This window comes from Streptomyces sp. NPDC048600 (assembly GCF_055587025.1).
On record NZ_JBVJGZ010000004.1, the window covers coordinates 367449 to 393442 of the forward strand.

The window sequence follows — 25994 nt, forward strand, 5'->3', positions numbered from 1 at the left end:
CGCGTGGGGGGCCTTGCGGCAAGGCCCCGCTCATGCCGCAGAATCTCCGGGCCGAAGCCCGGACCTGCGGAAATGAGTGGTGTGATGAAGACCGATGTGATCGTGGTCGGCGCCGGCCCGACGGGCCTGATGCTGGCGAGCGAACTGCGGCTGCACGGTGTGCGCGTGCTCCTGCTGGAGAAGGACACCGAACCCGCCCCCTACGTCCGCGCGCTGGGACTGCACGTCCGCAGCATCGAGGTGCTGGCCCAGCGCGGTCTGCTGGAGCGGTTCCTCGCGCTCGGCCGGAAGTACGAGGTCGGCGGCTTCTTCGCCGGGATCACCACGGCGTGGCCCGAGCGGCTCGACACCATGCACGGGTATGTCCTCGGCATCCCGCAGACCGACACCGACCGGCTGCTGGCCGAGCGCGCGGTCGAGCTCGGCGCCGAGATCCGGCGGGGCCGCGAGGTGACCGGGCTGAGCCAGGACGAGGAGGGCGTGACCGTCGCCCTGGCCGACGGCACAACCCTGCGCTCGCGCTGGGTCGTCGGCTGCGACGGCGGCCGCAGCGCGGTGCGCAAGCTGCTGGGCGTCGCCTTCCCCGGGGAGCCCGCCCGGGTCGAGACCCTGCTGGGCGAGATGAAGGTGACTGCCTCGCAGGAGGAGTTGACGGCCGTCATGGCCGAAGTCCGCCGGACCCAGGGGCGGTTCGGCGCGATGCCCCTCGGCGACGGGGTGTACCGGATCGTCGTGCCCGCCGACGGGTTGGCCGAGGACCGTTCGGCCGCGCCGACGCTGGAGGAGTTCGCGGAGCGGTTGCGCGCCACCGCCGGGACCGACTTCGGTGTGCACGCCCCGCGCTGGATGTCCCGCTTCGGCGACGCCACGCGGCTCGCCGAGCGCTACCGCGTGGGCCGGGTGCTGCTGGCGGGCGACGCGGCGCACATCCATCCGCCGACCGGCGGGCAGGGCCTCAACCTCGGTATCCAGGACGCGTTCAACCTCGGCTGGAAGCTGGCCGCCGAGGTCGACGGCTGGGCGCCGGACGAGCTGCTGGACACGTATCAGACCGAGCGGCACCCGGTGGCGGCCGCCGTGCTCGACAACACGCGCGCCCAGATGCAGCTGCTGTCCACCGAACCGGGCGCGCAGGCGGTACGGAGGCTGCTGGCCGAGCTGATGGAGTTCGAGGAAGTGAACCGGTACCTGATCGAGAAGATCACCGCGATCTCGGTGCGCTACGACTTCGGCGAGGGCCACCCCTTGCTCGGCCGCCGGCTGAAGGACCTGCCGCTGAAGCGGGGCAGCCTCTACGACCGGCTGCACACAGGCCGCGGACTGCTGCTCGACCGGACGGGCGGGTTCTCCGTGGCGGGCTGGGCGGACCGGGTCGACCATGTCGTCGACGTCAGCGAGGAACTGGACGTACCCGCCGTGCTGTTGCGGCCGGACGGACATGTGGCATGGGCCGGTGACGACCCGCGGGAACTGCCGGCGGCGTTGTCGAGGTGGTTCGGCGCAGCGAGCTGAACGCGCCCGGCCGGACGGTGACCGGGTGGCGTACGGCAGGACCGGGTGGCGGCGGAGTGCGTTCCGCGTAGGTGAACTGCGCCTGGAGCAGGTGTATTTGACGATCCGACAGCTGATGCGATCCGTTCCGGGCGGTCGAGCGGACTGAATCCAGATGAATGCCGCGATGAACGGTCATGCGGCGTTTGGCCCTTGTGGCCCGTGAGCATCATCCAGACCCGTCACACCGATTCCGGCCGAGCCGGCGTCGCACCCCGGGCCCTGGGGCCCGGACCGGAGGGTCAGACCCATGTCCACGCCGCCCGGCACTCCACCCGAACCGACATCAGGCCCCGGCGGAGCGCCGTCCGCGAACGGGACTCCGGGAACGACCGGCACCACGGGAACGCCCGGTGCGGACCCCACTCCCGCACCGGGCGGCAGTCCCCGGGGCCCAGGTTCCGGGGACGACGGCCGTTCGACCGCTCGGCCCGGGCCGGACGGCACTCCCCCGGACACCGATCTGAGCAGGCCGGTCCGATCGTTCGCCCTGGTGGGCGGGCTCGGCGGCGCGGCGGCGCTCCTGACGGCCGTCGCCCTGCTGAACGGGGGCAGCCCCGCGGACTGGTTCCGCGACAACGCCGCCCCGGACCACAGCGTTTCACCGTCCCCGGACCGGACCACCCCCGGCCCGAGCCCCACCCCCGCCCCCAGCTCCGCGTCCCCCGCCGCGCCCGTCTCCTCGGTGACGATCGAGCAGCCCACCACGCGCAGGGGCGTACAGGTCGAGGTGGAGCAGTGCCAGGAGTTCCGGGGCACGGCCCGGCTGGCGCCCGACTACACGCTGTGGCTCGCGGGGCACACGGACACCGACAGCCGCTACGGACTGTACGTCGAGGCCAGTGTCTCGCCCGCCACCGGGCGATGGCGGGCCACGGCCCAGCTGGGCGGAGTCACCGAGGGCGGCCGGACCTTCGAGGTCGTCGCCGTGCCCGTGCCCGCCGACGTGGCCGAGTACCTCAGAGGCATCACCGACAGCCGGAACCGGCCGCTGCTCCAGAAGCAGGACGGAACCGGTTCGGCCGCGGGTCTGTTCAACATCGCCCTTCCCCCGGGCTCCGACGAGCGGCACATGGACAGCGTCACCGTCCGGCGCTCCCAGGGCGACACCAACTGCTGAACGCCCACCACCGGTCACCTTCGGCACAGGAGGCACTATGTCCGGCCCCACCCGGCATGACGCCCGAGGTACGGCGGGCTCCCCCGCCCCGAACCAGGACCCGCTGTCCGCACCGGCACAGCCGTCGGAGATGGAACTGCCCACGGTGGTCCTCACCGCGCCTCCCGGCGACCGCGGTTCCGGCCGGGCGAGGGCCGTCCACCGGACCCGCCGCCGGTACGCCCTGCTCGCCTGCCTCCTGCTGGTGGCCGTGGCGTCACTGACCGGTCTGCTGCTCGCCCCCGGCCCCGACGACGACTCCTCGGCGCTGCCGCGGCCCGACCAGCGGACGGGCGACGCGGCCCCCGGCCCCGCCAGCCGGGCACCCGCGAGCGCGTCGGCGGCGGAGACCGAGGCCGGTGGTACGCCCGACATCGCGTCCCCGGGTCCCACCGGCGGCACCGCGTCGGCCACCGGCCTGGCCGCCTCGCCCGGCCCGAGCGGCGACCACGGCGACGGCGACAACCACGGCGACGGGCAGGGACAAGGACACACGCAGGGCGGCTCCGGCGGCGCCTCGGGCGGCGGCGCGACTGTGCCGGGCGTCCCGCCCTCCCCGGGCGGCACCGGCGGCAGGGCGGCCGACGCCGCCGCCGTGGTCTTCACCGATCCGGCGCCGCAGGGCGACGCCTATGTGAAGGTGGCGCACTGCGCCCGTCTCACGGGGACCGCCCGGGTGCCCGAGGGCAAGCGCCTGTGGTTCGCCGTCCGCTACACCCATGACCGGAGGTACAACCTCATGGGCCCGGCCGACGGTGACGTCCTCCCGTCGGACCGGCGCACACCGTGGTCGAAGGTCATCCGGCTCGGCAACGCCGACCAGTACCTCAAGGGCCGCGTGATCGCGCTGTTCCTCCCCAGGAACTGGGCCGACTACCTGCTCTCCGCGAACGGGTACGAGGGCGGCCCGGCCCTGATCGACTCCGGGGACGGTCATCCCCACGGCATCGCCTCGCCAGCACTGCCACCCGACTCCGTCCAGGTCGCCGCGCTGAAGGTGCAGCGCGACCGGGACTCCCGCGCCTGCGCCTGACGAAGACGCGCGACCGGAACTCCCGCTACTGCGCCTGACGAAGGCGCCCCGCGGCGAGCCGTGAGCAGGGCCGGCCGGCAGCCGGACCGATGTCCGGATGCCAGGACGACCGTTCACGCGCCTGAACCTGAGGCGCGCGCCGGGGCGACTCCCCTCCGCGACGGCCACCGGCCTTCCGCGGCCGGGACCGGCCGTCCCGCGCGCCCCGCCGGACGCGGTCGCGGCCGCCCCCTGACCGCGGTCGCGGTCACCCGGCCCCGGTCACCCGGGCCCCGCCCACGCCTCGCCCCCACCGCTGTCCCTCCTGCAACCGCTCCTTTCGCGTGCCCTCCCGGGCCTCGGCGAGCCACGGCGGTCCTCAGCCGTGCCCGCGCCGAACCGCCAGGTCGGCGCGGCATCCGTACCGCCACTCCGCCGTAACCGCACCGCGGGTGGACGGCCGACTCCGCGACACACGCGCCGGGCACGGTCGCAGCAACTTCCCTTGAGCGAAAGGGCATGTCGCATGAGCAACCGAATGGCACGCCGTGGACTGATCGGTGGGGCGATCACCGTCGCCCTGGTCGCCGGCACGATGGCCACCTCGGTGGCCACGCAGTCCGAGAAGGATCACCGGTCCGGGTCCCCCGGACAGCCGGCCCGTCCCGCCGCGCGGCCCGTCGCGGCGGCGGCCGCCGCCGCGAAGCTGCCGCTGGGCCCGGCTTCGCTGCCGGAGACCCGGACCACCCGTCAGATCGCCCCGGGCCTCACGCATGTGGCGATCGAGCGCGGCAAGGTGTCGGCGGACGACTTCTGGACCGTCACGGCCGGCTTCGGCCGGACCGAGGCGCAGCTGGCGGAGGTGGAGGCCGAGGTCCGCGCCGCCGGGTACACGCCGCGCCGCGACCGCACCGCCGGGCCCGACCCCCGGGGCCCGCTCGACAAGCCGCTCGGCTGGTCGGTCCGGGTGGGCCGGTACACCACCCAGGACGCCGCGAACCAGACCAAACGCGACATGACGGCCAGGGGTCTGAAGGCGTCCGTGCAGCACACCAGCGAGGACGGCCACACCACCACGGGACCCTGGTCGCTGGACGTGCTGATCGTCGACCCCACGCGATTCCGCGGCCGGCTGCGCTCCGAGGTGGCCAACGGGATCGTGCCGGGCCGGGAGACCACCAGCTCGATGGCGAAGCGCACCGGCGCCCTCGCCGCGGTCAACGGCGGCTTCTTCGTCATCGGCAGCGGAAAGACGACCCCCGGCAACTGGCTGGCCGGCACCGACGGCGACCTCGGTGGCATCGCGGTGAGCGACGGCGACCTGGTCTCGGAGGCCGTGAACGACCGGCCCGCGCTGATCGTGCCGACCGTCTCCGGCAAGGGCACCTCGGTGCGCAGGCTCAGGACCAAGGTCACGGTCCGATCGGCGGACGGCGCGACGCGGCTGGTGACGGGCCTGAACCGGCAGTCGGGGCTGATCGTCAACTGCGGCGGCGTCGGGACCGCGACCCCCTTCTCGCACCCCGCCCAGGACTACACCTGCGGCAACAGGAACGAACTCGTCGCCGTCACACCGAAGTTCGGCAAGGTCGCGCCGGAGGGCAGCGGCTACCAGGTCACCCTGGACGCCGCGGGCAAGGTGACCGCGGTCCGGGCGAGCCGGGGCGGTGCCGTGCCCGCACGGGGCACCCTGCTCCAGGGCACGGGCTCCGCGGTCGAGTGGCTGCGCACCCACGCCCGTGTCGGAACGAGGATGACACTGAACCGCGCGGTGACCGACGCCACGACGGGGGCGCGCGTGCCGCTCACCTCGCAGACCTCCGTCGTCAACGGCGCTCCGCTGCTGCTGCGCAACAACCGGACGGCCCTCGACCCGGTGCGGGACGGCTGGAGCCCCGAGACCATCGAGGGCGCGGAGCGCGCCAGCCTGTACAACGCCTGGTATCTGCGCCGCAATCCGCGCACCGCGGCCGGCACCACCGTGGACGGACGGATCGTCCTGCTCACGGCCGACGGACGCCGGCCCGGCCACAGCGCCGGTCTGACGGTCCCCGAGACCGCGGCGGTCATGCGGGCCCTCGGCGCGGTGAACGCCGTGAACCTCGACGGCGGCGGCTCGACGGCCATGATCGTCGGGAACAGGCTCCAGGGCCGCCCCAGCGACGCGACGGGCGAGCGCCCCGACGGTGACGCGCTCGTGCTCCTGCCGCGGTGACCGCCGAGGAGAAGTCCTAGTCCGTCTCGGTGGGCTCTCCCCGGCCCACCGCCGCGGACCAGGTGACCGTGGAGGAAGCGCGCACCGAGACGCTGCCGGGCCGGTGTGTGCCCGCCACGGCGAACTCGTTCTGGACGAGGGCCGGTTCCCCCGGGGTGCAGGTGTGGTCGAACCACGTCCGCATCCCGGGGAGGGCCACGGTGATCTTGCCCTCGCCCCGGCAGCTCACGACCACGACGAGCGCCTTGCCACGCGGGCCGGCACCGTATTCGAAGACGGCGTTGCCGCGCGTGGGCCGTTGCTGCCCGGCCAGTATCTGGCCCGCGTCGAGGGTGGGGAGTTCGACCTCGACGGGCTTGCGGGCGGGCGCCGTCGTGGTCGGGGCGCCGGAGCGTACGTCGGCGGTGGGCGGGCGTGCCGAGGTCGACGACGCCGGCGACGTCGAGACCGACGTCGACGTACAGGCCGCCAGGGCGAGTACCGGCAGCAGCCGGACAGCCGCACGCCCGCCGCGGTTCACGATGCCCACAGTCACCTCCACAGTGATCGACAAGGGTCACGCTAGGCCGTCGGCGTGTCCGGGGCGGACGGTTGCGGGAGGATCTGAGCCAAATCTGAGCCCCGCCCGAACGACCTTGACCTCGAGCGCGGTTGAGTTCGTAGCGTCCTCGGTGACGAAAGGAGCCGACAGTGACGACGTTGGTCACAGGGGCCACAGGGAACACGGGCCGGCATGTGGTGGCCGAACTGGCCCGCCGGGGTGAGCGAGTCCGGGCGCTGACCCGGGATCCGGCCAGGGCCGCCGGGACGTTCCCGGCCGGGGTGGAAGCGGTGGCGGGCACCCACACCGCTCCGGAGACACTGGACTCGGCGCTGGACGGCGCCGACCGGCTGCACATCACCGTGACGGCCGGGCTCACCGAGGCCGGGCCCGAGCTGGTGCGGCGCGCGGTGGACGCGGGCGTGCGGCGCATCACCGTGCTGTGGGGCGGCTGGGTGGGACCGGTCGAGGAGGCCGTGGCGGCGTCGGGGGTGGAGTGGACACGCCTGGAGCCCCAGGAGTTCATGTCCAACACGCTCACCTGGCTCGACTCGATCCACAGCGAGGGCGTCGTCCGCGAGCCCTACGACCTGCCGAGCGCGCTCGTGCACGAGGCGGACATCGGGGCCGTCGCCGCCGCGGCGCTGCTCGAGGACGGCCACGCGGGCCGCGCGCACAACCTGACCGGGCCCGAGGCGCTGACGACGCGCGACCGGATCGCGATCCTGTCCGGGGCCGTAGGCCGGGGCATCGCCTTCGCCCCGATCACCCACGAGCAGGCCGTGGAGCGGCTGATGGCCACCGGTGTGTCCCGCGCCGACGCGGACTACGTCATCGGCTGGTACGCCGATCCGCCCGAGGAGGCCTCGACGGTCGTCGACACCGTCGAGCGGATCACCGGCCGGCCCGCGCGCACGTTCACCGAGTGGGTGACCGAACACGCGGAGCGCTTCCGCACGGCGGAGGCCACGGGCTGAGCTCGCCCGTGGCGGGCGAGTCGCGGAGGGGTGACTTCCGATTCAGTGCGTGATCAGACCTGTTGCGCCGGGGCCGGTCGGACCATCCGGTTAAAGTGTCACTGATCGCTTCGCCAAGAATCGGTCAAACGCCCAGCCAGACAGGAGGAAAGCCGTGGGTGCTCCCCGCATGAGCAGTACGCCGCTGCCCGGCATCGGGGTCCGCTACGACCTGACCACCAAGGAGCAGCGCCGGGTGTCCGTCGTGGCTCACCGGGACGGGACCCGCACGCTCAGCGCGTACCGCGACGACGACCCGGACGCCTGCGCCCTGTCCGTGCGGCTGTCCTCCGGTGAGGCGGAGACGCTGATCGACGCGCTGATGCCGACACACCACAGCCCGAATCTGCTCTCGACGACCGAACTGGGCCTGGTGGCCGAACGGGTCGAACTGTCGGCGGTCTCGCACTGGAACGGCCGGCTGCTCGGGGAGACCCGGATGCGCACGGAGACCGGGGTGTCGATCGTCGCCGTGCTGCGGCTGGCCGAGGCGGTTCCGTCACCGGGGCCGGACTTCCGGCTGGCGGGCGGCGACACGCTGATCGTGATCGGTACCCGCGAGGGCGTGGACGCGGCCGCGGCGATACTCGGGCGGGAGTGACCGGATGCATTCCTCCGCTGTCTTCCTGATCGAGTTCGGCGCGATCATCCTCGGCCTCGGTCTGCTGGGGCGGTTCGCCGCGCGCTTCCGGTTCTCCCCGATCCCCCTCTATCTGCTGGCCGGGCTCGCGTTCGGCGAGGGCGGGCTGCTGCCGCTGGGCTCCAGCGAGGAGTTCGTGGCGATCGGCGCCGAGATCGGCGTGATCCTGCTGCTGCTGATGCTCGGGCTGGAGTACACGGCCAGCGATCTGGTCTCCAATCTCAGGACCCAGTACCGGGCCGGGCTCGTCGACGGCGCCCTGAACGCGTTGCCGGGGGCCGCGATGGCCCTGCTCCTCGGCTGGGGTCCGGTGGCCGCGGTGGTGCTCGCCGGGGTGACGTGGGTCTCCTCGTCCGGGGTGATCGCCAAGGTGCTCGGCGACCTGGGCCGGCTGGGCAACCGGGAGACCCCGGTGATCCTCAGCATCCTGGTGCTGGAGGACCTCTCCATGGCGGTCTATCTGCCCATCCTCACCGCGCTGCTGGCCGGTGCGGGTCTGGCGGCGGGCAGTGTCACGCTGGCCGTCGCGCTCGGCGCGGCCGCGCTGGTGCTGGTGCTCGCGGTGCGCTACGGGCGCCACATCTCCCGCTTCGTCTCCAGCGACGACCCGGAGAAGCTGCTGCTGGTGGTGCTCGGGCTGACGCTGCTGGTGGCGGGTATCGCGCAGCAGTTGCAGGTCTCCGCCGCCGTCGGGGCGTTCCTGGTCGGCATCGCGCTGTCCGGCGAGGTCGCCGAGGGCGCGCACAACCTGCTGGCCCCGCTGCGCGACCTGTTCGCCGCCGTGTTCTTCGTGTTCTTCGGTCTGCACACGGACCCGTCGACCATTCCGCCGGTGCTGCTGCCCGCCCTCGCCCTCGCCGTGGTCACCGCGGGGACGAAGATCGCCACGGGGTACTGGGCCGCGCGCCGCGCCGGGATCTCCCCCAAGGGGCGCTGGCGCGCGGGCGGCACCCTGGTCGCCCGCGGCGAGTTCTCCATCGTCATCGCGGGGCTCGCGGTGACGGCCGGGATCGAGCCGTCCCTCGGCCCGCTGGCCACGGCGTATGTGCTGATCCTGGTGATCGTCGGACCGCTCACCGCCCGCTACACCGAGCCGTTCGTCACCTGGCTGGCCAACCGCCGCGCGGCCGCACAGCCGAAGTCGGCCGTCCCCGAGAGCCTGCCCGAGGCGGAACTCGCCGAGTCGGACCGGCACCGCTGAGCCGCTGAGCCGCGCCGGGGCCCGGGCGCCCGGACCGCCGGCACCCGGCCCCGCGCACGGGCCTACTGACGCACGGCACCTCCCGGCCCCTCTCCGCCCGCCTGCTGCAACAGCTGCCGGGGCACGTACTGTCCGCCCAGCACGCCGGCCGCCTCGTACTCGAGGCGGTCGGCCGCCCACCGTGCCGCCGCGACGACATCGCCGTACTCGCGTACGAGGTCGTCGTAGATCGGGGCGTCTCCCGTGGTGCCGCGTGTCATGGTCGGCCCTTCCGTCACTTTCAGGCCCGGTTGAGCCGGGCCGCCATGCCGTGACCCACGAGGGCGTACATAAGAGCCGGGAGTCCATAATCGAGGATGACCCGCAGGCCTTCTGTGTCCATCGTGAAAATGTCCTGCGACCACCAGGCCAGCCAGTCGGCGGTGCCCCGCACGAAATCGACGAACACGTTCGCCCGATTGGCGTCGAGCAGGAAGAGCAGAATCCACAGCACCAGCAGACCGGCGGCTATGTCGGCGACGGTGCGGATGGCCAGGGCCGTCCGGCGTGCGGTGTCGGGGCGCCGGTCGGCGTGCTCCGGAGGTGGTGGGGGACGGTGGTAGGTCCACTGTCCGTCGACCGGGTCGTAGTTGCTCACGGTGTGGAATTCCGATCTGTAGGGGAGTTCTGCCTTCCCTCCTGCCTGGTTCCGCGAACACCAAACGCCCGTTCCCGTCGACTGCGTGCCTTTTCCGTGTGCGAATTCCGTGGATTTCCGGCAGGCGTCTTCATAAATGTCGGGAACACCCTCGACGGGCCGCCCCGCACCAAAACCCGGCCGGGCTCGTCACGGGTGCGGCGCCCCCGCCGTGGCGGACCTGACACACCAACGGGCGCCGTCCATGCGGGATTTCGGCTCGCGTGAGACGATCTCGGCCGGTGTGCCGTGAGGAGGGGGCGAACGGTGGCGTGGGACGAGCGCGTGGTCGTGCGGGACGGTGTGCGGCTGGTCTGCCGGGACTGGGGCGGGGACGGGCCCGCCGTTCTGCTGCTGCACGGGCTCGCCGGTCAGGCGGGTGAGTGGGACGCGACGGCCGCGCTGCTGAGCCCCCGGTACCGGGTCGTCGCGCTCGACCAGCGCGGGCACGGCGCCTCCGAGCAGCGGCCCGAGGACGTGTCCCGCGCCGCGTACGCCGCCGACGTCGTGGCCGTGGCGGACGAGCTGGGCCTGGGCGCGCCGGTGGTGGTCGGTCAGTCGCTGGGCGGGCACACCGCGTTCCTCACCGCGGCCGAGCGTCCGGAGGCCGTGCGGGGTGTGGTGCTGGTCGAGGCCGGGGCGGGCGAGCCCGATCCCTCGGTGCCGATCCAGCTCGGCGCGTGGCTGCGCTCCTGGCCGGTGCCGTTCCGGTCACGGGAGGTGGCCGTGCAGTACTTCGGCGGCGGTCTCCTGGGCGAAGGCTGGGCGGGCGGCCTTCAGGAGCGGGACGGCGGCTGGTGGCCGCGCTTCGACCCGGAGGTGCTGATCCGTTCGCTGGCCGAACTCGGCCGGCGGTCCTTCGTCGCCGAGTGGGAACGGGTCGGCTGTCCCGCTCTGCTGGTGCTGGCCCGGTCGAGCTTCATCCCCGCCCGGGAGTACGACACCATGCTCCGGCTGCGGCCGTCGACGGTTTCCGTCTGTGTGCCGGACACCGGGCACGACCTCCATCTGCAACGCCCGGAGACCGTCGCCGCGCTCGTCGCGGACTTCGTGGACGGGCTGCCGGACAGCCCCTGACCCAGGGCCCTTCCGACGGGGGCCGATGGCCGGCCGAGGTGGCCGGCCAGGAGATCCTCGTCACCCCCCGTGCGTCACGGCCCGGTCGGCGCCCCTGCCGCCCAGGGTCCTGGTCTGCCTTGCTGACCGGGGTGTCCTGGCGGGGACATCGGGGGTATGACCCGGGCCAACTCACGCATCAGCCGGTCGGCTTCACCGCTCACCTGGGCGGGGATGTCGCCTCGTTCGGCAACGAGGCGGCTGTAGATGGGGGTTTCCAGGAACACGGTGAATTCGGCCTGCCTCTCGGATCATCGGATCAGCGAAGTCGTAACTGCGCTGTGCGGGACAGCCTACGGTCCGCCACCGACATCACCGGCTCCCTGTCCACAGATAGTGCCAGGAAGCCGGACAGACCCCGCCGCCGGGGTCACCCCCACTGGCCCGGCCGGTAGTCACCCGCCGGCTGCCGGACGATCACGTTCATCCGGTTGTAGGTGTTGATCAGGGCGATCAGCGACACCAGCGCGGCGAGTTGATCCTCGTCGTAGTGCTTGGCCGCCTCGGCCCACGCCTCGTCGCCGACCCCGCCGGCCGCGTCCGCGATACGGGTGCCCTGCTCGGTCAGTTCCAGGGCGGCGCGCTCGGCGTCGGTGAAGACGGTCGTCTCGCGCCAGGCGGCGATCAGATTCAGCCGCGTCTGGGTCTCACCGGCGTGCGCGGCGTCCTTGGTGTGCATGTCGGTGCAGAATCCGCAGCCGTTGATCTGGCTGGCCCGGATCTTCACCAGCTCCTGCGTCGCCGCCGGGAGCGTGGAGTCGGAGACCGCCCGGCCCGCCGAGTTGATGTACTTGGCGAACTTCGCGGCGACCGGGTTGCCGTAGTAGTCGATACGCGCTTCCATCGTGTTCTCCTCGGATCGTTGGCTGCTTCACCTCACTGACCCGGGAGAAGGTCCCGATGTGACAGACCGGCGCCTGTGACGCGCGTCACGGGGCCGGGGCGGTCGTGCGAGCCCAGGGCGCGACACGGGGAGATCAGTGCGGGCAAGCCTTCGCGGACAACCGGCGACCGCGCCGGGAGAAGAGCGAACCGGTGTCCCCGGCGCCTCCCTGAGCCCCGGCCGTGCGGGCCGCAGCGCCAAGTGGCCGTATCCCGGCGGCAGTCCGGCAGCCGGGTCACCGCCCTGGCAGAATCCCCGACTCGTGAACTCCCGTCGCCTCACCGCCGTCGTGCTGGGCGCCGCACTCACGGGGTGCGCCGGCCCGGGAGCGCCCGGACCGGCGCCCGTCCGGACCCCGCCGTGCCTTCCCTTCGCCGAGGGCGGCCGACAACTCACCCGTGATCAGGCCACCGCGCTCCTCGTGACCTCACGGGCGCACCCCGACTGCTGGGACCAGAGCACCTGGCGGTCGGTGCGGGTCACCAACCGGGGCAGCACTCCGGGCTCGTTCCGGGTCACGGTCGAGTTCTCCCACCTGCACCACGGCGACACCGTGCCGCACACCACCCTCGGCGTCGCCGCGGTCAACGGCCTGTGGCCCGGCGAGTCCGCCACCACGTCCGTGTCCACCTCCGTGGTCGAGGCCGTCGCCGGCGGTCTCGCGTCACCCACCACCGTGCGGATCACCGGCGTCGAGCGCGAACCGGGCTGACCGCGGTCAGCGCGGCCGCGGCCCGCCGAAGAGGCGCGGCCAGACCTCCGCCCCGATCCCGGCGACACAGCCGAGGGCGTCCTCGGGGGCGCGGAAGCCCACGGAGCGGGTCGGCCCGGCGAGGTTCCCGAGCACGTCCCGGGCCGCGGCCTCACCGCCCGTGCCACGGTGAGGAACAGGAACATCGCGGCGTTCGCGGGCGGTTCGGCGACAGGTTGCGCGATGACCACGGGCACTGCTGGAGGCGATGGCGGGGGCGGCTCAGGCGGCGGGGACGACCGTCACCTTCACGTGCTTCATGATCGGCTGGTCGCTCTGTGTGCTGTGGTCGTCCAGCGCGCACAGCACGTTCATCTCGGGCATGTAGCCGGCCGCGCAGCCGCGCGGGATGTCGTACGGCACGGCCAGATAGCCCCGCAGCTCACGGTGGCTGCCGTCCCTGGCGGTACTGGTGATGTCGACCGGGTCGAACTTGGCGATGCCGCGCTCGCGCATGTCGTCGCGGTTCATGAAGACGAGCGTGCGCAGGTTCCTGATGCCGCGGTAGCGGTCGTCGTCGGAGTAGATGGTGGTGTTCCACTGGTCGTGCGACCGCATGGTGCCCAGGGCCAGCGTGCCCGGCTCCGGGACCACGTCGGGCAGCGGCGCGCTGGAGAACTCGGCGCGTCCGGACGGGGTGAGGAAGACCAGTTCGCGCGCAGGCTGTCTGATGCGGAAGCCGAGCGGCAGCCGCACCCGGCGGTTGAAGTCCTCGAAGCCGTCCAGGACGCGGGCCATGGTGTCGCGGATGCGGTCGTAGTCCTCGATGTACCACTCCCAGGGCGTCTCGCTGTCCGGGAGGGCTGCACGGGCCATGCCCGCGATGACGGCCGGTTCGGAGAGCAGATGGGGTGAGGCGGGCTTCTTCATGCCCACCGAGAGGTGCACCATGCTCATCGAGTCCTCGACCGACGTGCTCTGCACGCCCGCCCGCTGGTGGTCCTTCTCGGTGCGCCCGAGGCAGGGCAGGATCAACGCCCGCCTGCCGTGCACCAGATGGCTGCGGTTCAGCTTGGTGCTGACCTGGACGGTGAGCTCGCACTTGCGCAGCGCCTCGTAGGTGTACGGGGTGTCGGGCGCGGCGAGGGCGAAGTTGCCGCCCATGCCGATGAACACCGTCACCTCGCCCGTGTGCATGGCCTTGATGGTGCCGACGGTGTCCAGACCGTGCTCGCGGGGCGGTTCGATCTTGCAGATCCCGGCGAGGCGGTCCAGGAACTCGGGCTCGGGGCGGTGGTCGATGCCGCAGGTGCGGTTGCCCTGGACGTTGCTGTGGCCGCGCACCGGCGACGGACCGGCGCCCTCGCGGCCCAGGTTCCCGCGCAGCAGCAGGAGGTTGACGATCTCGCGGACGGTGTCGACGCCGTGCTCGTGCTGGGTCACGCCGAGGCACCAGCTGAAGATGGAGCGGTCGGCGTCGCGGTAGACGCGGGCGGCCTCGAGGATGCCGTCACGGCCGACCCCGGACTGACGCTCGATCACCGCCCAGGGCGTGCTCTCGCACACCCGGCGGTAGTCCTCGAACCCCGTGGTGTGGCGGTCGACGAACTCCCGGTCCAGCGCCTTGGGATCGTGGGCGGACTGCTCCAGGATCGCCTTCGCCATGCCGCGCAGCAGCGCCATGTCGCCGCCGATGCGCGGCTGGAGGTTGAGGCTGCTGGTGCGGGTGGCGTGGAAGGTGGCCATGTCCTTGAAGTCGTGCGGGATGATGGCGCGCCGGGCGGCGGCCTCCACCAGCGGGTTGATGTGCACGATGGCCGCGCCGCGCCGGTGGGCCTCGGTCAGGGCGGTCAGCATCCGGGGCGCGTTGGAGGCGGCGTTGACCCCGAGGATGAACAGCGCGTCGGTGGTCTCCCAGTCCTTGAGGTCGACCGTGCCCTTGCCGGTGCCGAGAGCGGCGTACAGGGCCCGGCCGCTCGCCTCGTGGCACATGTTGGAGCAGTCGGGCAGGTTGTTGGTGCCCAGTTCGCGGGCCATCAGCTGGTAGAGGAACGTGGCCTCGTTGCCGAGCCGGCCCGAGGTGTAGTACGCCGCCCGGTGCGGGGAGTCCAGTTCCCGCAGGGTGGAGCCGACCAGTTCGAAGGCGTCCTTCCAGGTGACGGGGACGTAGTGGTCGGTGTCGGGGTCGTACACCATGGGCTCGGTCAGCCGGCCCTGGTTCTCCAGGTCGTAGTCGCTCCAGTCGCTCAGCTCCGTCACCGAGTGCGCGGCGAAGAAGCCGCGTCCGACGCGCTTGCTGGTCATCTCCCAGGTGACGTGCTTGATGCCGTTCTCGCAGATGTCGAGGTGCAGGCCCTTGGTGTCGTCGGGCCAGGCGCAGCCGGGGCAGTCGAAGCCGCCGTCCTCGTGGTTCATCTTCAGGATCGCGCGCGGGCCGTCCAGCGGGAGGGCGCCCTCGCGGGCCATGAAGCGGGTCACGCTCTTCGCCGCGCCCCAGCCCGCCGCGGGGTGGTGGTAGGGGTGGTACTCGGGCTCGCCGTCGGGGCTGGGGCCGACGGGGGTCCCCGTCGGCTCCTCCGCCGTGTCGGCGACTGCCTCGGAAGCCCCGGAGGAACCGCCGGAGCCCGAGGACCGGGAAGATCCGGAGGCCCCGGAGGAATCGGACGAGCCGGAGGAACCAGAAGATCCGGAGGGCCGGGGAGCCCGGGAAGCACTCACGTCACTCACCCCTACGCCGCGCACAGCGGTCCGGTAGACGCCTTTCGGCCAGGCTAGGACCGTCGATCAGGCGCCGCCATCGCAGCCGCGGGGCGCTTCCGCCCCGGTTGCGGGCGGTGAAACGCAGGGTTTGAGTGAATTCGTTCCCTAGTCCGGCAGGAGCAGCGATGTCGATGGCGTTCGGTTCACCCTTCGGTTCGCCGCGATGCACTCGGCGTCAGGATCGCCCAGGTGCTGCCCGGGGAGTCCGCCGAGCCGTCCTCCGAACCAGGCCTGACCCCGGCGGCCAAGCGGACTCTCGCCACCGCGTACAACGCCTCGCGGACCGCCGGGGCGTCGTACATCGGCCCGGAACACACCCTGACGGCGCTGCTGTCCGACTCGGACTCCTGCGCGGGCCGGTTCCCGGCCGCCGAGAACACGGACGTGAGAAAGCTGCGCGGCGCCATCGAGCAGGCGGCACGCGCCGACGGCAGCCCCGCGGCCCCGAAGGCACCGGCCGCCCGAAGGCGCGCCGACCGCGGCGCCGGAGCCGCACGATCCAGACCGAGCTGGACACCCGGGTCGCCGAGCTGCTCCTCGTCGGTGAGGCCGACCCCGGCGACACGATCGTCGCCGATGTCACGGACGACTCCCTGCACTGCACGATCCGCAAGGGCGAGTTGGACGCCGCCGGCCGGCAGGCGTCCGGAACCGAAGGAGGACAGTGATGAGCAGGCACCACCACAAGTCGAACGAGCAGGTCGAGGGCGATCCGGACACCGGCCACGGCCGCGGCATGCCCCGCCGTCCGGACGAGGAGCAGCTGGAGGAACGCGTCGAGGAGGACCGCGAGGACGTGGGCCTGCCGCCGGACGCGGAGCGGCAGGCGGACTAGGTCCTGTCGTCGAACTCCCGTCGTCGCCCGCGGGGCAGGCAGGAGTTCGACGACAGGACCTAGGACCCGGCCGAAGGTCTTCCACGACGCCCGGCCCCGGCGGCCCGCCGCCGGGCCCGAGCCGATCGAGCGGGCCCGGGACGCACATCCGCGCCCGGGTCCCTCACGCGCGCTCGGGTCGCTCGAGCGGGCCCGCGTCGCTCAGGCGTGCCCGGGCTCCGGCTGCGGGGTGAGCCGGGCCAGCCCCTTGCGGTCGTAGTAGCGGGTCATGGCGAACCCGAAGACCAGTGCGCCGACGAAGCCGATCGCGACCATCGCCCAGGCCCGGCCCAGCCCGGCGTCGGTGCGGGCGTCGAAGTAGAGGATGGCGCGCACGCCGTCCGTGAGCTGCCGCATCGGCTCGAAGGCGCCGAGGAAGCGGTAGAAGCCGGGGGTCGCCTCCAGCGGGACCGTGGCCCCGGACGACGGCAGGGCCAGCGCGATGAAGACGAACATGGACACCAGCTGGCCGATCCCGCCGAACGCCGCGTTGATGGCCTGCACGCCCAGGCCCACGGCGACGGTCGCGCAGTAGGAGAACACCCACAGCAGCGGCTCGTGGGCGGAGTCCATGCCGAGGATCGCGATGGTGGCGACCATCAGCAGGCTCGTGGTCAGCAGGGAGATGCCCGCGGTCATGACCATCTTCAGCACCAGCGTCTGGGTGCGGGTGATCGGCACGGTGGGGTGGCGGGTGTGCCAGGGCCCGATCTCGCTGTCCGCGTAGCCGAGGGCGGTGTCGACCCCGGTGTTGACGAGGTTGGCGCCGATGAACCCGGACAGGACCAGCAGCAGGGTGTAGTAGAAGGCGCTGAGACCGAGCCCGCTGTGGCGGCCGATCGGATGGCCGGGCCGGGTCGTCACCGTCACCGGGTCGGCCAGGAGCGTGCGGGTCGTGGCGTCGGCGCGGGAGGCCGCGGTGAGCTGCTCGCCGATCTTCTGGGAGGCACCGCGGGCCGCGGCCTGGTTGATCTGCGCGGCCAGTGAGGAGCCGAGGCTGCCCATGCCGGGGTTGGTGAGCACGGTGAGGGTGGGGCGGGTGGTCGCGCCCGAGGTGGTCAGGGCGCTGACGGACGCGGTGAAGTCGCGTGGCACGACCAGCGCGCCGAACACCTTGCCGGAGGCGAGTTCGTCCTCGGCCTCCGCGCGGGTCAGCACCTTCCAGCGGACGCCCTCGGTGGCCTCGGAACCGGTGACGGCGACCGTGATCTGCGCCCCCAGGTTCTCCCGCTGGCCGGGCAGCGGCCGGCCCTGGTCCTCGTTCACCACGGCGACGGGCAGCCGGTCGAGGTTGCCGTTCGGATCGAGGATGCCGCCCATGTAGAGCAGGGACAGCACCAGTGCCACCAGCCCGCTCAGTACGGTCGGCACGAGCCAGAGCTGGGCGTGCCGGAGCAGGGTGCCGGCGCGCTGGGGGGTCGCGGAGGTCATGCCGTCATCGTCGGTGCGCGAAGGCCGCGAACCGGGCATTGACGGCACCCGCGCCCCGGCCGCACGGAATTTCCGTTGAGGGAGCCGGGCCGGTCGGACAGGGTCGGGGGTATGGACTTCTTCTGCTTTCACCGTGACCGGCCAGGCTCCCTCCCGCTGCGGGAGGCCATGATCGAGGAGCACTGGTCCTACATGGACCGTTTCGAGAAGGAGCTGATCGCGCGCGGTCCGGTCTTCGACGGGGACGGGGACGACGCCGCGCTGGTGGGGAGCGTGCACATCGTGGGCCTGCCGGACCCGGCCGCCGCCCGCGCGTTCGCCTTCGACGAGCCCACGTACCAGGCCGGGGTGTACCGGGACGTGCTGCTGCGGCGGTGGCGGAATCTGCTGGGGCGCACGATGTGGGAGTTCCCCGGCGGCAGCTCCGGCGGCAACCGCTATCTGGTGCTCGGGCTCGGGCGGGGCGAGGCCGTCGATCTCACCGTGCCGCCGGGCGGGGACGACCTGATCGCGTACGGTCCGCTGCTGTCGGACGACGGCACGGCCTGGCTGGGCACGGCCGCGCTGGTCCGGGCGCCGGACGCGGACCGGGCCCGGTCGGTGCTCACCGCCGACGCGTACGCCGGGACCGAGGTGTACTCGTGGGAGTTCGGCGGCAGGCGGTAGGGGCGGCGGCCCGCCGTGCCGGACATCTCACCCACCGTCTGATTCCTACCGGTTCCTACCAGTTCCTCCGTCCGGTTCATGGCGACTTCTTCGCCCGGTTCATGGCGACTCCTCCACGATTCCCTCACGATCCGGCTGATCAGAGCCGTCCTCGCGCCCGTATCTCCAGGCGGGACCGCCCCCGCTTTCCGTGACGTCCGAGGGGGGCGGCCGCGCCGGGAGCGGACGGGCGGGAGAAGATTCACTCTCCGCCTCGAAAGATTGTGTTATTCGGCGTCCCGTCGCAGGGTCTCCCCTGTGACGGACCGCGTGCGGTGTACGCCGCCACGCGGGCAGGAGCGAGGAAGAGAGTGGTCCCAGGGTGAGCAGCCAAGGCGAAGTGGCGCTGGTGAAGGCGGCACAGCAGGGCGACGGGCGGGCCCAGCAGGAACTCGTCGCGACCTATCTGCCGCTGGTGTACAACATCGTCGGCCGGGCCCTGGACGGGCACGCCGACGTCGACGACGTGGTTCAGGAGACGATGATCCGCGCACTGAACGGGCTCGGCTCGCTGCGTGACCCCGCGGGCTTCCGCTCCTGGCTGGTCGCCATCGCGATGAACCGGGTCCGCAGCCTGCGCCAGGACCGTCACGCGCCGGCCGAGCACGGCCTGCACGAGGCGTACGACGTGCCGGACCCGGGCGCCGACTTCGAGGGGCTCACGATCCTGCGGCTCGGGCTGTCCGGGCAGCGCCGCGAGGTCGCCGAGGCCGCGCGGTGGATGGACGCGGAGGACCGGGACCTGCTGTCGCTGTGGTGGCTGGAGGCCGCCGGGCGGCTCACCCGCGCCGAGGTCGCGGCCGCGATGGAACTGTCCCCGCAGCACACCGCCGTGCGGGTGCAGCGGATGAAGGAGCGGCTGGAGACGGCCCGGGTCGTGGTGCGGGCCCTGTCGGCGGTGCCGCGCTGTGTGCTGCTCGACGATCTGGTGGCGACCTGGGACGGGGCGCCGTCGGCGCTGTGGCGCAAGCGGATCGCCCGGCACACCCGTGACTGCACGGTGTGCGGCGGCTTCGGCGTGGGTCTGGCCCCGGCGGAGGGTCTGCTCGTCGGCCTGGCCCTGGTCCCGGTGGGCGGGGCACTGGCCACGCTGTCGCCGCGGGAGTACGTGGCGCTCGCGGCGGACGCGCGGGCGGCGGGCGTGTACGGCGATCCTCTGACCGGCGGGCAGGAGCCGCTGGTCCACGACCGCACGGACCTGGCCGACGGCGCCCCCGGCGGCCGTCTCCAGCAGCGGCACAGCCTGCGCCGCCGGCGTCGGCGCCGGGTGGCGGTGGCCGCGGTGGCCGCGCTGGTGGCGGGCGGCGGCAGCGCGGCCCTGCTGATACCCGGCGACGCCGACGACACCCGCCGGCCCGTGACCGCGCAGGACGCGCCCGCCGACACCGCGCTGTCGGCCCCGGCCCCCTCGCCGTCGCCCTCGAAGGCCAGCCCCTCGGCGTCGCCCTCCAAGGCCAGCCCCTCGGCCTCGCCCAGCACCAAGGCCCCCACGAGGAAGCCCAGGCCGAAGCCCACCCCCACCCCGACCCGCAGCACACCGCCCCCCGCGCCCGACCCGGTCACTCCGGAGGCCGCCCCGGCGCCCCCGAGCTCCGTCGCCGGGCAGGTGCTCGCGCTGGTCAACGCCGAGCGGGCGAAGGCGGGTTGCTCACCCGTCACCCAGAACTCCACGCTGGACACGGCCGCGCAGAGGCACTCCGACGACATGGCCGCCCGCGGCTTCTTCGACCACACCAACCCGGACGGCGAGGACCCGGGCGACCGCATCACGGCGGCGGGCTACACCTGGAGCACCTACGCCGAGAACATAGCCCGCGGCCAGCAGACGGCCGCCGACGTGATGCAGTCGTGGATGGACAGCCCGGGGCACCGCGCGAACATCCTCAACTGCTCGGTGAAGGAGACGGGTCTCGGAGTCCACCAGGGCTCGGGCGGACCGTGGTGGACACAGGTCTTCGGCACCAAGATGTGACACCGGCCCGCCGTTCGGCCCAACGACACGCCACCCGGCCGGTGTTCGTCGTGGCGACGGCGGGGAACCGGACAGGTGTACGGGCACTCTCAACCGGCATGAAGATCTCGTTCCTGCTGCACAACGCGTACGGCATCGGCGGCACGATCAGCACGACGTTCAATCTCGCCGGGGCGCTGGCGGACCGCCACGACGTGGAGATCGTGTCCGTGATGCGCCATCGGGAGAGACCCGAGATCGCGCTGGACCCACGGGTGGCGCTGCGGCCGCTCGTGGATCTGCGCGAGGAGCGGGACCACCCGCTGCACCGCAGACCGGCGGCGGTCTTCCCGGCCGCCGAGTACCGGTACCGGCAGTACAGCGAGCTGACCGACGGGCGGATCGCCGAATGCCTCGCGGCCAGCGACGCCGATGTGCTGGTGGGCACCCGGCCCGGCCTCAATGTGCATCTCGCGCTCCAGGGGCCCGAGCGCAGTGTGCGGGTCGGGCAGGAGCATCTCACCCTGGACAACCATCCGCCCCGGCTGCGCACCGCGCTGCGCCGCGCCTACCGGCGCCTGGACGTGCTCACCACGGTCACGGAGGCGGACGCGGCCGCCTACCGGCGCAAGATGCTGCTGCCCGGGGTGCGCCTGGCGGCCCTGCCCAACAGCGTGCCCGACCCCGTGCTGCCGGTGTCCGACGGCAGCGCGAAGGTTGTCGTGGCGGCCGGGCGGCTCGTTCCGGTCAAGCGCTTCGACCTGCTGATCGAGGCGTTCGCCCGGGTGGCGGCCGAGCACCCCGACTGGCAGCTGCGCATCTACGGCAAGGGCCAGGAACTGCCCCGGCTGCGGCAGCTGGTCGAGGACCTGGACCTCGCCGGTAACGTCCGGCTCATGGGCGTGGCGTCCCCGATGGAGGCCGAGTGGGTCAAGGGCTCGATCGGCGCCGCCGCCTCCGACTTCGAGCCGTTCGGCATGACCCTCGTCGAGGCCATGCGCTGCGGTCTGCCCTTCGTGAGCACCGACTGCCCCTACGGGCCGGGCGAGATCATCCGGGACGGGGCCGACGGCCGGCTCGTACCGGTCGGGGACCGCGACGCGCTCGCCGCCGCCCTGCTGGAACTCGTCGGCGACGACGAGCGGCGCCGCCGCATGGGCCGTACGGCGGCGGAGAACGCGCGCCGGTTCGCGCCCGGTCCCGTGGTGGCCCGCGCGGAGCTGCTCTTCGAGGAGGCGCTGGCGGCGCGGCGCGGCGACGGCCGGCGCGCGACGGGCGGCGGCCTGGGCCGGGTTCTCGTCAGCCAGGGCTTCGCCGCCCGCGATGTCGCCTACGGTGCCGCGGGCCGGGCCCGCCGGATACTGCGCAGGGCACGGGGATGAACCGCGTGCCGGGAAACCCCGCCGGGCCTGTGACGCAGGTCACGGGAAGTCGGACCGGGGTGCCGGACAGCTGACGGATGTGAGCACTCAAATGCGTACCCGGGTACGGGACGGGGATCCGAGCGCCTTCGCGGAGCTTTTCGACAGCTACGCCCGCGCGGTGTACAACCACGCCTACCGGCTGACGGCGGACTGGTCGACGGCCGAGGACGTCATGGCGGCCACCTTCATGGAGGCCTGGCGGCTGCGTGACCGGGTGGACGCCGAGGGCGGCTCGCTGCGCCCGTGGCTGCTGGGCATCGCGACGAACACCGCGCGCAACCAGTACCGCAGCAACCGCCGTTACCGGGCGGCGGCCGGTGCCGCCGCCGCGGCTCAGATGTCGGTGCCCGACCACGCCGACGAGGTGGCCGAGCGGGTCGACGACCGGCGCCGCCTCACGAAGGCCCTGACCGCGCTGGCCGCGCTGCGCCGGACCGAGCGCGAGGTGGTGGCCCTGTGCCTGGGCGAGGGCCTGGAGTACGAGGCTGCCGCGGAGGCCCTCGGCATTCCGGTCGGCACGGTCGCCTCCCGGCTGTCCCGGGCCCGGAAGAAACTGCGCCGTCTCGCCGAGGACGAGCCACCGGGCGCGCCCTCGGCGCGGGCCTCCGGAGCGGGGGCCGCGAAAGAATTTCCGGGAAACCGGGAATTCGGCCGCCCCGCTCGACAGACAAATGGCGATCACACTCACGTGGTCCGGCCCGCGCAGGGAGGAAACCGATGAACGCGCACACGCCCCGGCAGAGTCCGGCCGAGCACGAGGACGCCACCGAGCTGTTCTCGCGGACGGCGCGTGATCTGCCGGCGGGCCGTCACCAGTTCCACAAGGAGCGTCTGATGGCCCAGATCCAGCAGGAACAGCACGTCCCGACCACCGCCGCCGCCCAGCCGCGCCGCAAGCGGCTGATGCGCCCGGCGATCGCCCTCCCGGTGATCGCCACCGCCGTCGCCGGGGCGTTCTTCGCCCTGACGCTGACGCAGGGCCAGGAGGCGCCGGGCGGCGGCCTCGGCACCGGTCCCGCCCTGACCACGCCCGTCGGCGCCGTGACCACCGCGGGCCTTCCGCAGCTGGTCGACGAGATCGCCGTGGCGGCGGGCGAGGAGAGCCACCCGAAGGTCGGTCCCGGCCAGTACATCTACATCGAGAGCCGGGGCACGGGCACCTTCGTCAAGGTCGACCACGGCAAGTCCAGCCTCGTCAGCCACGACCTGAGCACGCGTCAGATCTGGGAGTCCGCCGACGGCACCAGGGGCTGGCTCATCGACCCGCGCGTCAACGAGGGCCCCGAGGGCGAGACGCTCTCCCTCCCCGACGAGCAGGGCAATACGCCCGAGGCCACCCTGAACGCCCCGTCCTACGACTACCTGGCCGCGCTGACGACCGACCCGGACGAACTGCTCGCCAAGATCTACAAGGAGACGGAGGGGATGGGCAACTCCCCCGACCAGCAGGCGTTCACCACCATCGGCGACCTCCTCAACGAGAGCTACCCGCCCGCGAAGCTGTACCCGGCGCTGTTCAAGGCCGCCGCGAAGATCCCCGGGGTCGTCGTGGTGAACGACGCGGTGGACGCGGTGGGCCGGCACGGCGTCGCGGTGGCCCGGGAGGACTACGGTGTGCGCGAGGAGTGGATCTTCGACAAGAAGACCCATGTCTATCTGGGCCAGCGGTCCGTGCAGGTGAGCGGGACCAGCGGCGAGGACGGCCTGATCAAGCCCGGCACGGTCATCTCCACCAGCGCCGTGATGAAGCGGGCCGTCGTGGACGAGATGAAGGAGGTGCCCAGGGGCCGCTGAGACACCAGCCGTCGGTGAGACACGGGCCGGTGAGACACCGGCCCCCGATGAGGCACCGGAGGCCGGCCCCGCCCCCGCGGCGGCCGGCCGCCCGGCTCCCTGCTCGCACCCAGGTGCCGTACCGGCTCGTCGGCACCGGCCGGCTCCTGGGTGCGCCCCTCGGCTCCCTACTTGACGGAGCCCGCCATCACCCCCTGCACGAAGTGCCGCTGGAAGGCGAAGAACACGGCCACCGGGACGATCAGCGACAGGAACGCGCCCGGTGCCAGCACATCGATGTTGCTGCCGAACTGCCGGATCTGCGACTGGAGTTCCACGGTCAGCGGCTGCGCGGAACTGTCCGCGAACAGCAGCGCGACCAGCATGTCGTTCCACACCCACAGGAACTGGAAGATGGCGAGGCTCGCGATGGCCGGCCGGCCGACCGGCAGTACCAGCCGGGTGAAGATGCGCCACTCCGTGCCCCCGTCCATCCGGGCCGCCTCCAGCATCTCCTTCGGGATCTCCGCGAAGTAGTTGCGCAGCAGGAACACCGCGAACGGCAGCCCGTAGGCCACATGGAAGAGCACCACGCCGGGGATCGTCCCGAACAGGCCGAGCTGGCCGAAGAGTTTGGCGACGGGCAGCAGCCCGATCTGCACCGGCACCACCAACAGGGCGACCACCAGCAGGAAGACGGCGTCCCTGCCGGGGAAGTCGAGCCAGGCGAAGGCGTATCCGGCGAGCGCGGCGAGGACGACCACCAGGAAGGTGGCGGGCACCGATATCAGCACGGTGTTCCAGAACGCCCGGGTCATGCCCGCGTTCTCCAGCAGCGCCGAGTAGTTGTCGAAGGACAGCTGTCCCGGGCTGGTGAACACCGTCCACCAGCCGCCCTTCGCGGTGTCCTCCGCGGAGCGCATCGAGGACAGGAGCAGTCCGGCCAGCGGTGTCATCCAGAGCAGTCCGACGATCACCAGGAACGCCTGGACGACCCCGTTGCCCAGATAGCGGCGGGCGGTGTTCATCGCTGGCTCCTTCGGAAACGGCGGACGTTGAAGACCATCGCGGGCACCACGAGCAGCAGGAGCAGTACACCCAGCGCGCTGCCGAGGCCCTGGTCGTTGCCGCCGCCGAACGACACCAGCCACATCTGCGTCGCGAGCACGGTCGCGTCCTGCTGCACGGGGCCGGGCGCGATGATGTAGACGAGGTCGAAGACCTTCATCACGTTGATCACCAGGGTGATGAACACGACGGTCAGCACAGGCGCGAGCAGCGGGACCGTGATGCGCCGGAAGATCTGCCACTCACTGGCGCCGTCGATCCGCGCGGCCTCCAGCGCGTCCCTGGGCAGGGTGGACAGTCCGGCGCCGATGAGGACCATGGAGAAGCCGGTCCAGATCCACAGATAGGCGCCGATGATGGCCGGGGTGACGAGCGTGGGCCCGAGCCAGGAGATGCCGTCGTAGGGGGCGGCGAAGTTCGAGGCGGGCAGGTTCACCGTGTACCGGCCGTCGTCGAGTCCCTCGAAGCGGAAGGTGCCGTCGAAGGCGGTGGTGGTGGAGGCGACCGTGTCGCCGTCGCGCACGGCCTCGACCCGTACCTCGGGCAGTCCGCTCTCCTCCGGGTCCACCGCGCCCTGTTCCCCGCCCCCTCCGGGGGTGAAGTCCAGGTAGACCACACCGCGCAGTTCGCCGGGCGCGGCCGCGGCGGTCCGGGCGGCGGCCGCGTCGGCCGGCAGGTCCTTGGGCTGTACGCCGACCAGGCCGAGGGTCAGCGAGTCGCCCGGTGACACGGTCGCGGTGGTCCGGTAGCCGCCGTCGGCGGTCCTGGCGAGTCCCTGGCCGTCGCGGGCGCGGGCGCTCGGGTAGGCCGGGGTGCCGGCGAAGGCGTCGTGGACGGAGACCGCGGCCGCGTTCAGCACGCCCTTGTCGGGGTCCTCGTCGTAGGCGAGGCGGAAGATGATGCCGGCCGCGAGGAAGGACACGGCCATCGGCATGAACAGCAGCAGCTTGAAGGCGGTGGCCCAGCGGATCTTCTCCACCAGGACGGCCAGGATCAGGCCCAGGCCGGTCAGCAGGGTGGGGGCGACCACGACCCAGATCGCCGTGTTGCGCACGGCTCTCATGGTGGCCGGGTCGCTGAACATCTCGGTGTAGTTGTCGCCGCCGACGAACTGTGTGCCGGAGGCGTCGAAGAAGCTACGGCCGACGGAGAACAGGACCGGGTAGACGACCAGCGCGCCGAGCAGGAGCAGCGCCGGGAGGACGAAGAGCAGGGCGACGGCCCGGCCCCGCCGCCGCAGGCGCCGGGCATGTCCGGCGCCCGCGGCGGGCGGAGGGCTCGTCTCTTTCACGAGCGTGGCGGTCATG

The 25994-nt window shown here is 72.6% G+C and carries 23 protein-coding genes and 1 pseudogene; 16 read left to right on the forward strand and 8 right to left on the reverse strand.

Annotated elements, in window-relative coordinates; all coding sequences use genetic code 11:
• Positions 1-84 precede the first annotated feature (84 nt).
• From rox to ACZ6SQ_RS07745, 4 genes are all read left to right on the forward strand, one after another.
• Positions 85-1512: a rifampin monooxygenase gene (gene rox / locus ACZ6SQ_RS07730; protein ID WP_469557718.1), complete on the forward strand. Its 1428-nt coding sequence runs from the start codon at positions 85-87 to the stop codon at positions 1510-1512.
• Between the two features lie 532 nt (positions 1513-2044).
• Positions 2045-2671: a hypothetical protein gene (locus ACZ6SQ_RS07735; protein WP_469557720.1), complete on the forward strand. Its 627-nt coding sequence runs from the start codon at positions 2045-2047 to the stop codon at positions 2669-2671.
• A 37-nt stretch (positions 2672-2708) separates the two neighbouring features.
• Entirely contained in the window at positions 2709-3743 is a 1035-nt protein-coding gene (locus ACZ6SQ_RS07740) for a hypothetical protein (RefSeq protein WP_469557721.1), read from the forward strand.
• A gap of 505 nt (positions 3744-4248) precedes the next feature.
• Complete coding sequence (locus tag ACZ6SQ_RS07745; protein WP_469557723.1) at positions 4249-5937, forward strand: phosphodiester glycosidase family protein; 1689 nt, start codon at positions 4249-4251, stop codon at positions 5935-5937.
• 16 nt (positions 5938-5953) lie between these two features.
• On the opposite strand, the gene ACZ6SQ_RS07750 is transcribed toward ACZ6SQ_RS07745, so the two are convergent.
• Positions 5954-6466: a hypothetical protein gene (locus tag ACZ6SQ_RS07750; RefSeq protein ID WP_469557724.1), complete on the reverse strand. Its 513-nt coding sequence runs from the start codon at positions 6464-6466 to the stop codon at positions 5954-5956.
• A 161-nt stretch (positions 6467-6627) separates the two neighbouring features.
• Here ACZ6SQ_RS07750 and ACZ6SQ_RS07755 point away from each other — a divergent pair, with 161 nt between their 5' ends.
• The 3 genes from ACZ6SQ_RS07755 (at position 6628) to ACZ6SQ_RS07765 (ending at position 9335) form a co-directional block, all read left to right on the forward strand.
• Positions 6628-7455, forward strand: a complete 828-nt coding sequence (locus tag ACZ6SQ_RS07755) for an NmrA family NAD(P)-binding protein (RefSeq protein ID WP_469557725.1) — start codon at positions 6628-6630, stop codon at positions 7453-7455.
• 169 nt (positions 7456-7624) lie between these two features.
• Complete coding sequence (locus ACZ6SQ_RS07760; RefSeq protein WP_469557726.1) at positions 7625-8095, forward strand: cation:proton antiporter regulatory subunit; 471 nt, start codon at positions 7625-7627, stop codon at positions 8093-8095.
• Between the two features lie 4 nt (positions 8096-8099).
• On the forward strand, positions 8100-9335 hold the full coding sequence (locus tag ACZ6SQ_RS07765) for a cation:proton antiporter (RefSeq protein ID WP_469557728.1): 1236 nt from the start codon (positions 8100-8102) through the stop codon (positions 9333-9335).
• Positions 9336-9397: 62 nt separating this feature from the next.
• Here ACZ6SQ_RS07765 and ACZ6SQ_RS07770 read toward each other — a convergent pair whose 3' ends face one another.
• Together ACZ6SQ_RS07770 and ACZ6SQ_RS07775 are read right to left on the reverse strand one after the other, a co-directional pair.
• Positions 9398-9595 carry a hypothetical protein gene (locus ACZ6SQ_RS07770; RefSeq protein WP_469557730.1) on the reverse strand — a complete coding sequence of 66 codons (198 nt, stop codon included), beginning with the start codon at positions 9593-9595 and terminating at the stop codon, positions 9398-9400.
• Between the two features lie 20 nt (positions 9596-9615).
• Positions 9616-9972: a hypothetical protein gene (locus tag ACZ6SQ_RS07775; RefSeq protein ID WP_469557732.1), complete on the reverse strand. Its 357-nt coding sequence runs from the start codon at positions 9970-9972 to the stop codon at positions 9616-9618.
• 306 nt (positions 9973-10278) lie between these two features.
• Here ACZ6SQ_RS07775 and ACZ6SQ_RS07780 point away from each other — a divergent pair, with 306 nt between their 5' ends.
• Positions 10279-11088 carry an alpha/beta fold hydrolase gene (locus ACZ6SQ_RS07780; protein ID WP_469557733.1) on the forward strand — a complete coding sequence of 270 codons (810 nt, stop codon included), beginning with the start codon at positions 10279-10281 and terminating at the stop codon, positions 11086-11088.
• A gap of 409 nt (positions 11089-11497) precedes the next feature.
• On the opposite strand, the gene ACZ6SQ_RS07785 is transcribed toward ACZ6SQ_RS07780, so the two are convergent.
• The gene (locus tag ACZ6SQ_RS07785) at positions 11498-11971 is read right to left on the reverse strand and encodes a carboxymuconolactone decarboxylase family protein (RefSeq protein ID WP_469557735.1); all 474 of its coding nucleotides are present in this window, start codon (positions 11969-11971) and stop codon (positions 11498-11500) included.
• A 301-nt stretch (positions 11972-12272) separates the two neighbouring features.
• Between ACZ6SQ_RS07785 and ACZ6SQ_RS07790 the strand changes: the two genes are divergently transcribed.
• A complete protein-coding gene (locus ACZ6SQ_RS07790) occupies positions 12273-12722 on the forward strand; it encodes a hypothetical protein (RefSeq protein ID WP_469557737.1) in 450 nt (149 codons plus the stop codon).
• A gap of 261 nt (positions 12723-12983) precedes the next feature.
• On the opposite strand, the gene ACZ6SQ_RS07795 is transcribed toward ACZ6SQ_RS07790, so the two are convergent.
• Positions 12984-15419, reverse strand: a complete 2436-nt coding sequence (locus tag ACZ6SQ_RS07795) for an FdhF/YdeP family oxidoreductase (protein WP_469557738.1) — start codon at positions 15417-15419, stop codon at positions 12984-12986.
• Positions 15420-15623: 204 nt separating this feature from the next.
• Between ACZ6SQ_RS07795 and ACZ6SQ_RS07800 the strand changes: the two are divergent.
• Both ACZ6SQ_RS07800 and ACZ6SQ_RS07805 read left to right on the forward strand, forming a co-directional pair.
• Positions 15624-15920 (forward strand): annotated as a pseudogene (locus tag ACZ6SQ_RS07800) (Clp protease N-terminal domain-containing protein); the annotation flags it as partial.
• A 208-nt stretch (positions 15921-16128) separates the two neighbouring features.
• Positions 16129-16296, forward strand: coding sequence for a hypothetical protein (locus tag ACZ6SQ_RS07805; RefSeq protein WP_469557741.1), 168 nt, complete (start codon positions 16129-16131; stop codon positions 16294-16296).
• A gap of 201 nt (positions 16297-16497) precedes the next feature.
• Here the strand turns inward: ACZ6SQ_RS07805 and ACZ6SQ_RS07810 are convergent, their stop codons facing one another.
• Positions 16498-17766 carry a YhgE/Pip domain-containing protein gene (locus ACZ6SQ_RS07810; RefSeq protein WP_469557743.1) on the reverse strand — a complete coding sequence of 423 codons (1269 nt, stop codon included), beginning with the start codon at positions 17764-17766 and terminating at the stop codon, positions 16498-16500.
• Positions 17767-17877: 111 nt separating this feature from the next.
• Between ACZ6SQ_RS07810 and ACZ6SQ_RS07815 the strand changes: the two genes are divergently transcribed.
• From ACZ6SQ_RS07815 to ACZ6SQ_RS07835, 5 genes are all read left to right on the forward strand, one after another.
• Positions 17878-18432: a YciI family protein gene (locus tag ACZ6SQ_RS07815; protein ID WP_469557744.1), complete on the forward strand. Its 555-nt coding sequence runs from the start codon at positions 17878-17880 to the stop codon at positions 18430-18432.
• Between the two features lie 361 nt (positions 18433-18793).
• On the forward strand, positions 18794-20443 hold the full coding sequence (locus ACZ6SQ_RS07820) for a sigma-70 family RNA polymerase sigma factor (RefSeq protein WP_469557746.1): 1650 nt from the start codon (positions 18794-18796) through the stop codon (positions 20441-20443).
• Between the two features lie 98 nt (positions 20444-20541).
• Positions 20542-21804: a glycosyltransferase family 4 protein gene (locus tag ACZ6SQ_RS07825; protein ID WP_469557748.1), complete on the forward strand. Its 1263-nt coding sequence runs from the start codon at positions 20542-20544 to the stop codon at positions 21802-21804.
• Positions 21805-21895: 91 nt separating this feature from the next.
• Positions 21896-22567, forward strand: coding sequence for an RNA polymerase sigma factor (locus tag ACZ6SQ_RS07830; RefSeq protein WP_469557750.1), 672 nt, complete (start codon positions 21896-21898; stop codon positions 22565-22567).
• The gene (locus ACZ6SQ_RS07835) at positions 22564-23640 is read left to right on the forward strand and encodes a CU044_5270 family protein (protein ID WP_469557752.1); all 1077 of its coding nucleotides are present in this window, start codon (positions 22564-22566) and stop codon (positions 23638-23640) included. The genes ACZ6SQ_RS07830 and ACZ6SQ_RS07835 overlap by 4 nt, the downstream gene beginning before the upstream one ends.
• Before the next feature lie 167 nt (positions 23641-23807).
• On the opposite strand, the gene ACZ6SQ_RS07840 is transcribed toward ACZ6SQ_RS07835, so the two are convergent.
• Entirely contained in the window at positions 23808-24647 is an 840-nt protein-coding gene (locus ACZ6SQ_RS07840) for a carbohydrate ABC transporter permease (RefSeq protein WP_469557753.1), read from the reverse strand.
• Positions 24644-25993, reverse strand: a complete 1350-nt coding sequence (locus ACZ6SQ_RS07845; RefSeq protein ID WP_469557755.1) for an ABC transporter permease — start codon at positions 25991-25993, stop codon at positions 24644-24646. The genes ACZ6SQ_RS07840 and ACZ6SQ_RS07845 overlap by 4 nt, the downstream gene beginning before the upstream one ends.
• Between the last annotated feature and the right edge of the window lies 1 nt (position 25994).

Bases quoted from the DNA above. Each gene is read 5' to 3' on its own strand.
- ACZ6SQ_RS07770 (WP_469557730.1), bottom strand. From the start codon at position 9,595: ATGACACGCGGCACCACGGGAGACGCCCCGATCTACGACGACCTCGTA.
- ACZ6SQ_RS07760 (WP_469557726.1), top strand. From the start codon at position 7,625: ATGAGCAGTACGCCGCTGCCCGGCATCGGGGTCCGCTACGACCTGACC.
- ACZ6SQ_RS07785 (WP_469557735.1), bottom strand. From the start codon at position 11,971: ATGGAAGCGCGTATCGACTACTACGGCAACCCGGTCGCCGCGAAGTTC.
- ACZ6SQ_RS07815 (WP_469557744.1), top strand. From the start codon at position 17,878: ATGGACTTCTTCTGCTTTCACCGTGACCGGCCAGGCTCCCTCCCGCTG.
- ACZ6SQ_RS07740 (WP_469557721.1), top strand. From the start codon at position 2,709: ATGTCCGGCCCCACCCGGCATGACGCCCGAGGTACGGCGGGCTCCCCC.
- ACZ6SQ_RS07840 (WP_469557753.1), bottom strand. From the start codon at position 24,647: ATGAACACCGCCCGCCGCTATCTGGGCAACGGGGTCGTCCAGGCGTTC.
- ACZ6SQ_RS07830 (WP_469557750.1), top strand. From the start codon at position 21,896: ATGCGTACCCGGGTACGGGACGGGGATCCGAGCGCCTTCGCGGAGCTT.
- ACZ6SQ_RS07745 (WP_469557723.1), top strand. From the start codon at position 4,249: ATGAGCAACCGAATGGCACGCCGTGGACTGATCGGTGGGGCGATCACC.
- ACZ6SQ_RS07845 (WP_469557755.1), bottom strand. From the start codon at position 25,993: ATGACCGCCACGCTCGTGAAAGAGACGAGCCCTCCGCCCGCCGCGGGC.
- ACZ6SQ_RS07765 (WP_469557728.1), top strand. From the start codon at position 8,100: ATGCATTCCTCCGCTGTCTTCCTGATCGAGTTCGGCGCGATCATCCTC.
- ACZ6SQ_RS07805 (WP_469557741.1), top strand. From the start codon at position 16,129: ATGAGCAGGCACCACCACAAGTCGAACGAGCAGGTCGAGGGCGATCCG.
- rox (WP_469557718.1), top strand. From the start codon at position 85: ATGAAGACCGATGTGATCGTGGTCGGCGCCGGCCCGACGGGCCTGATG.
- ACZ6SQ_RS07810 (WP_469557743.1), bottom strand. From the start codon at position 17,766: ATGACCTCCGCGACCCCCCAGCGCGCCGGCACCCTGCTCCGGCACGCC.
- ACZ6SQ_RS07835 (WP_469557752.1), top strand. From the start codon at position 22,564: ATGAACGCGCACACGCCCCGGCAGAGTCCGGCCGAGCACGAGGACGCC.
- ACZ6SQ_RS07825 (WP_469557748.1), top strand. From the start codon at position 20,542: ATGAAGATCTCGTTCCTGCTGCACAACGCGTACGGCATCGGCGGCACG.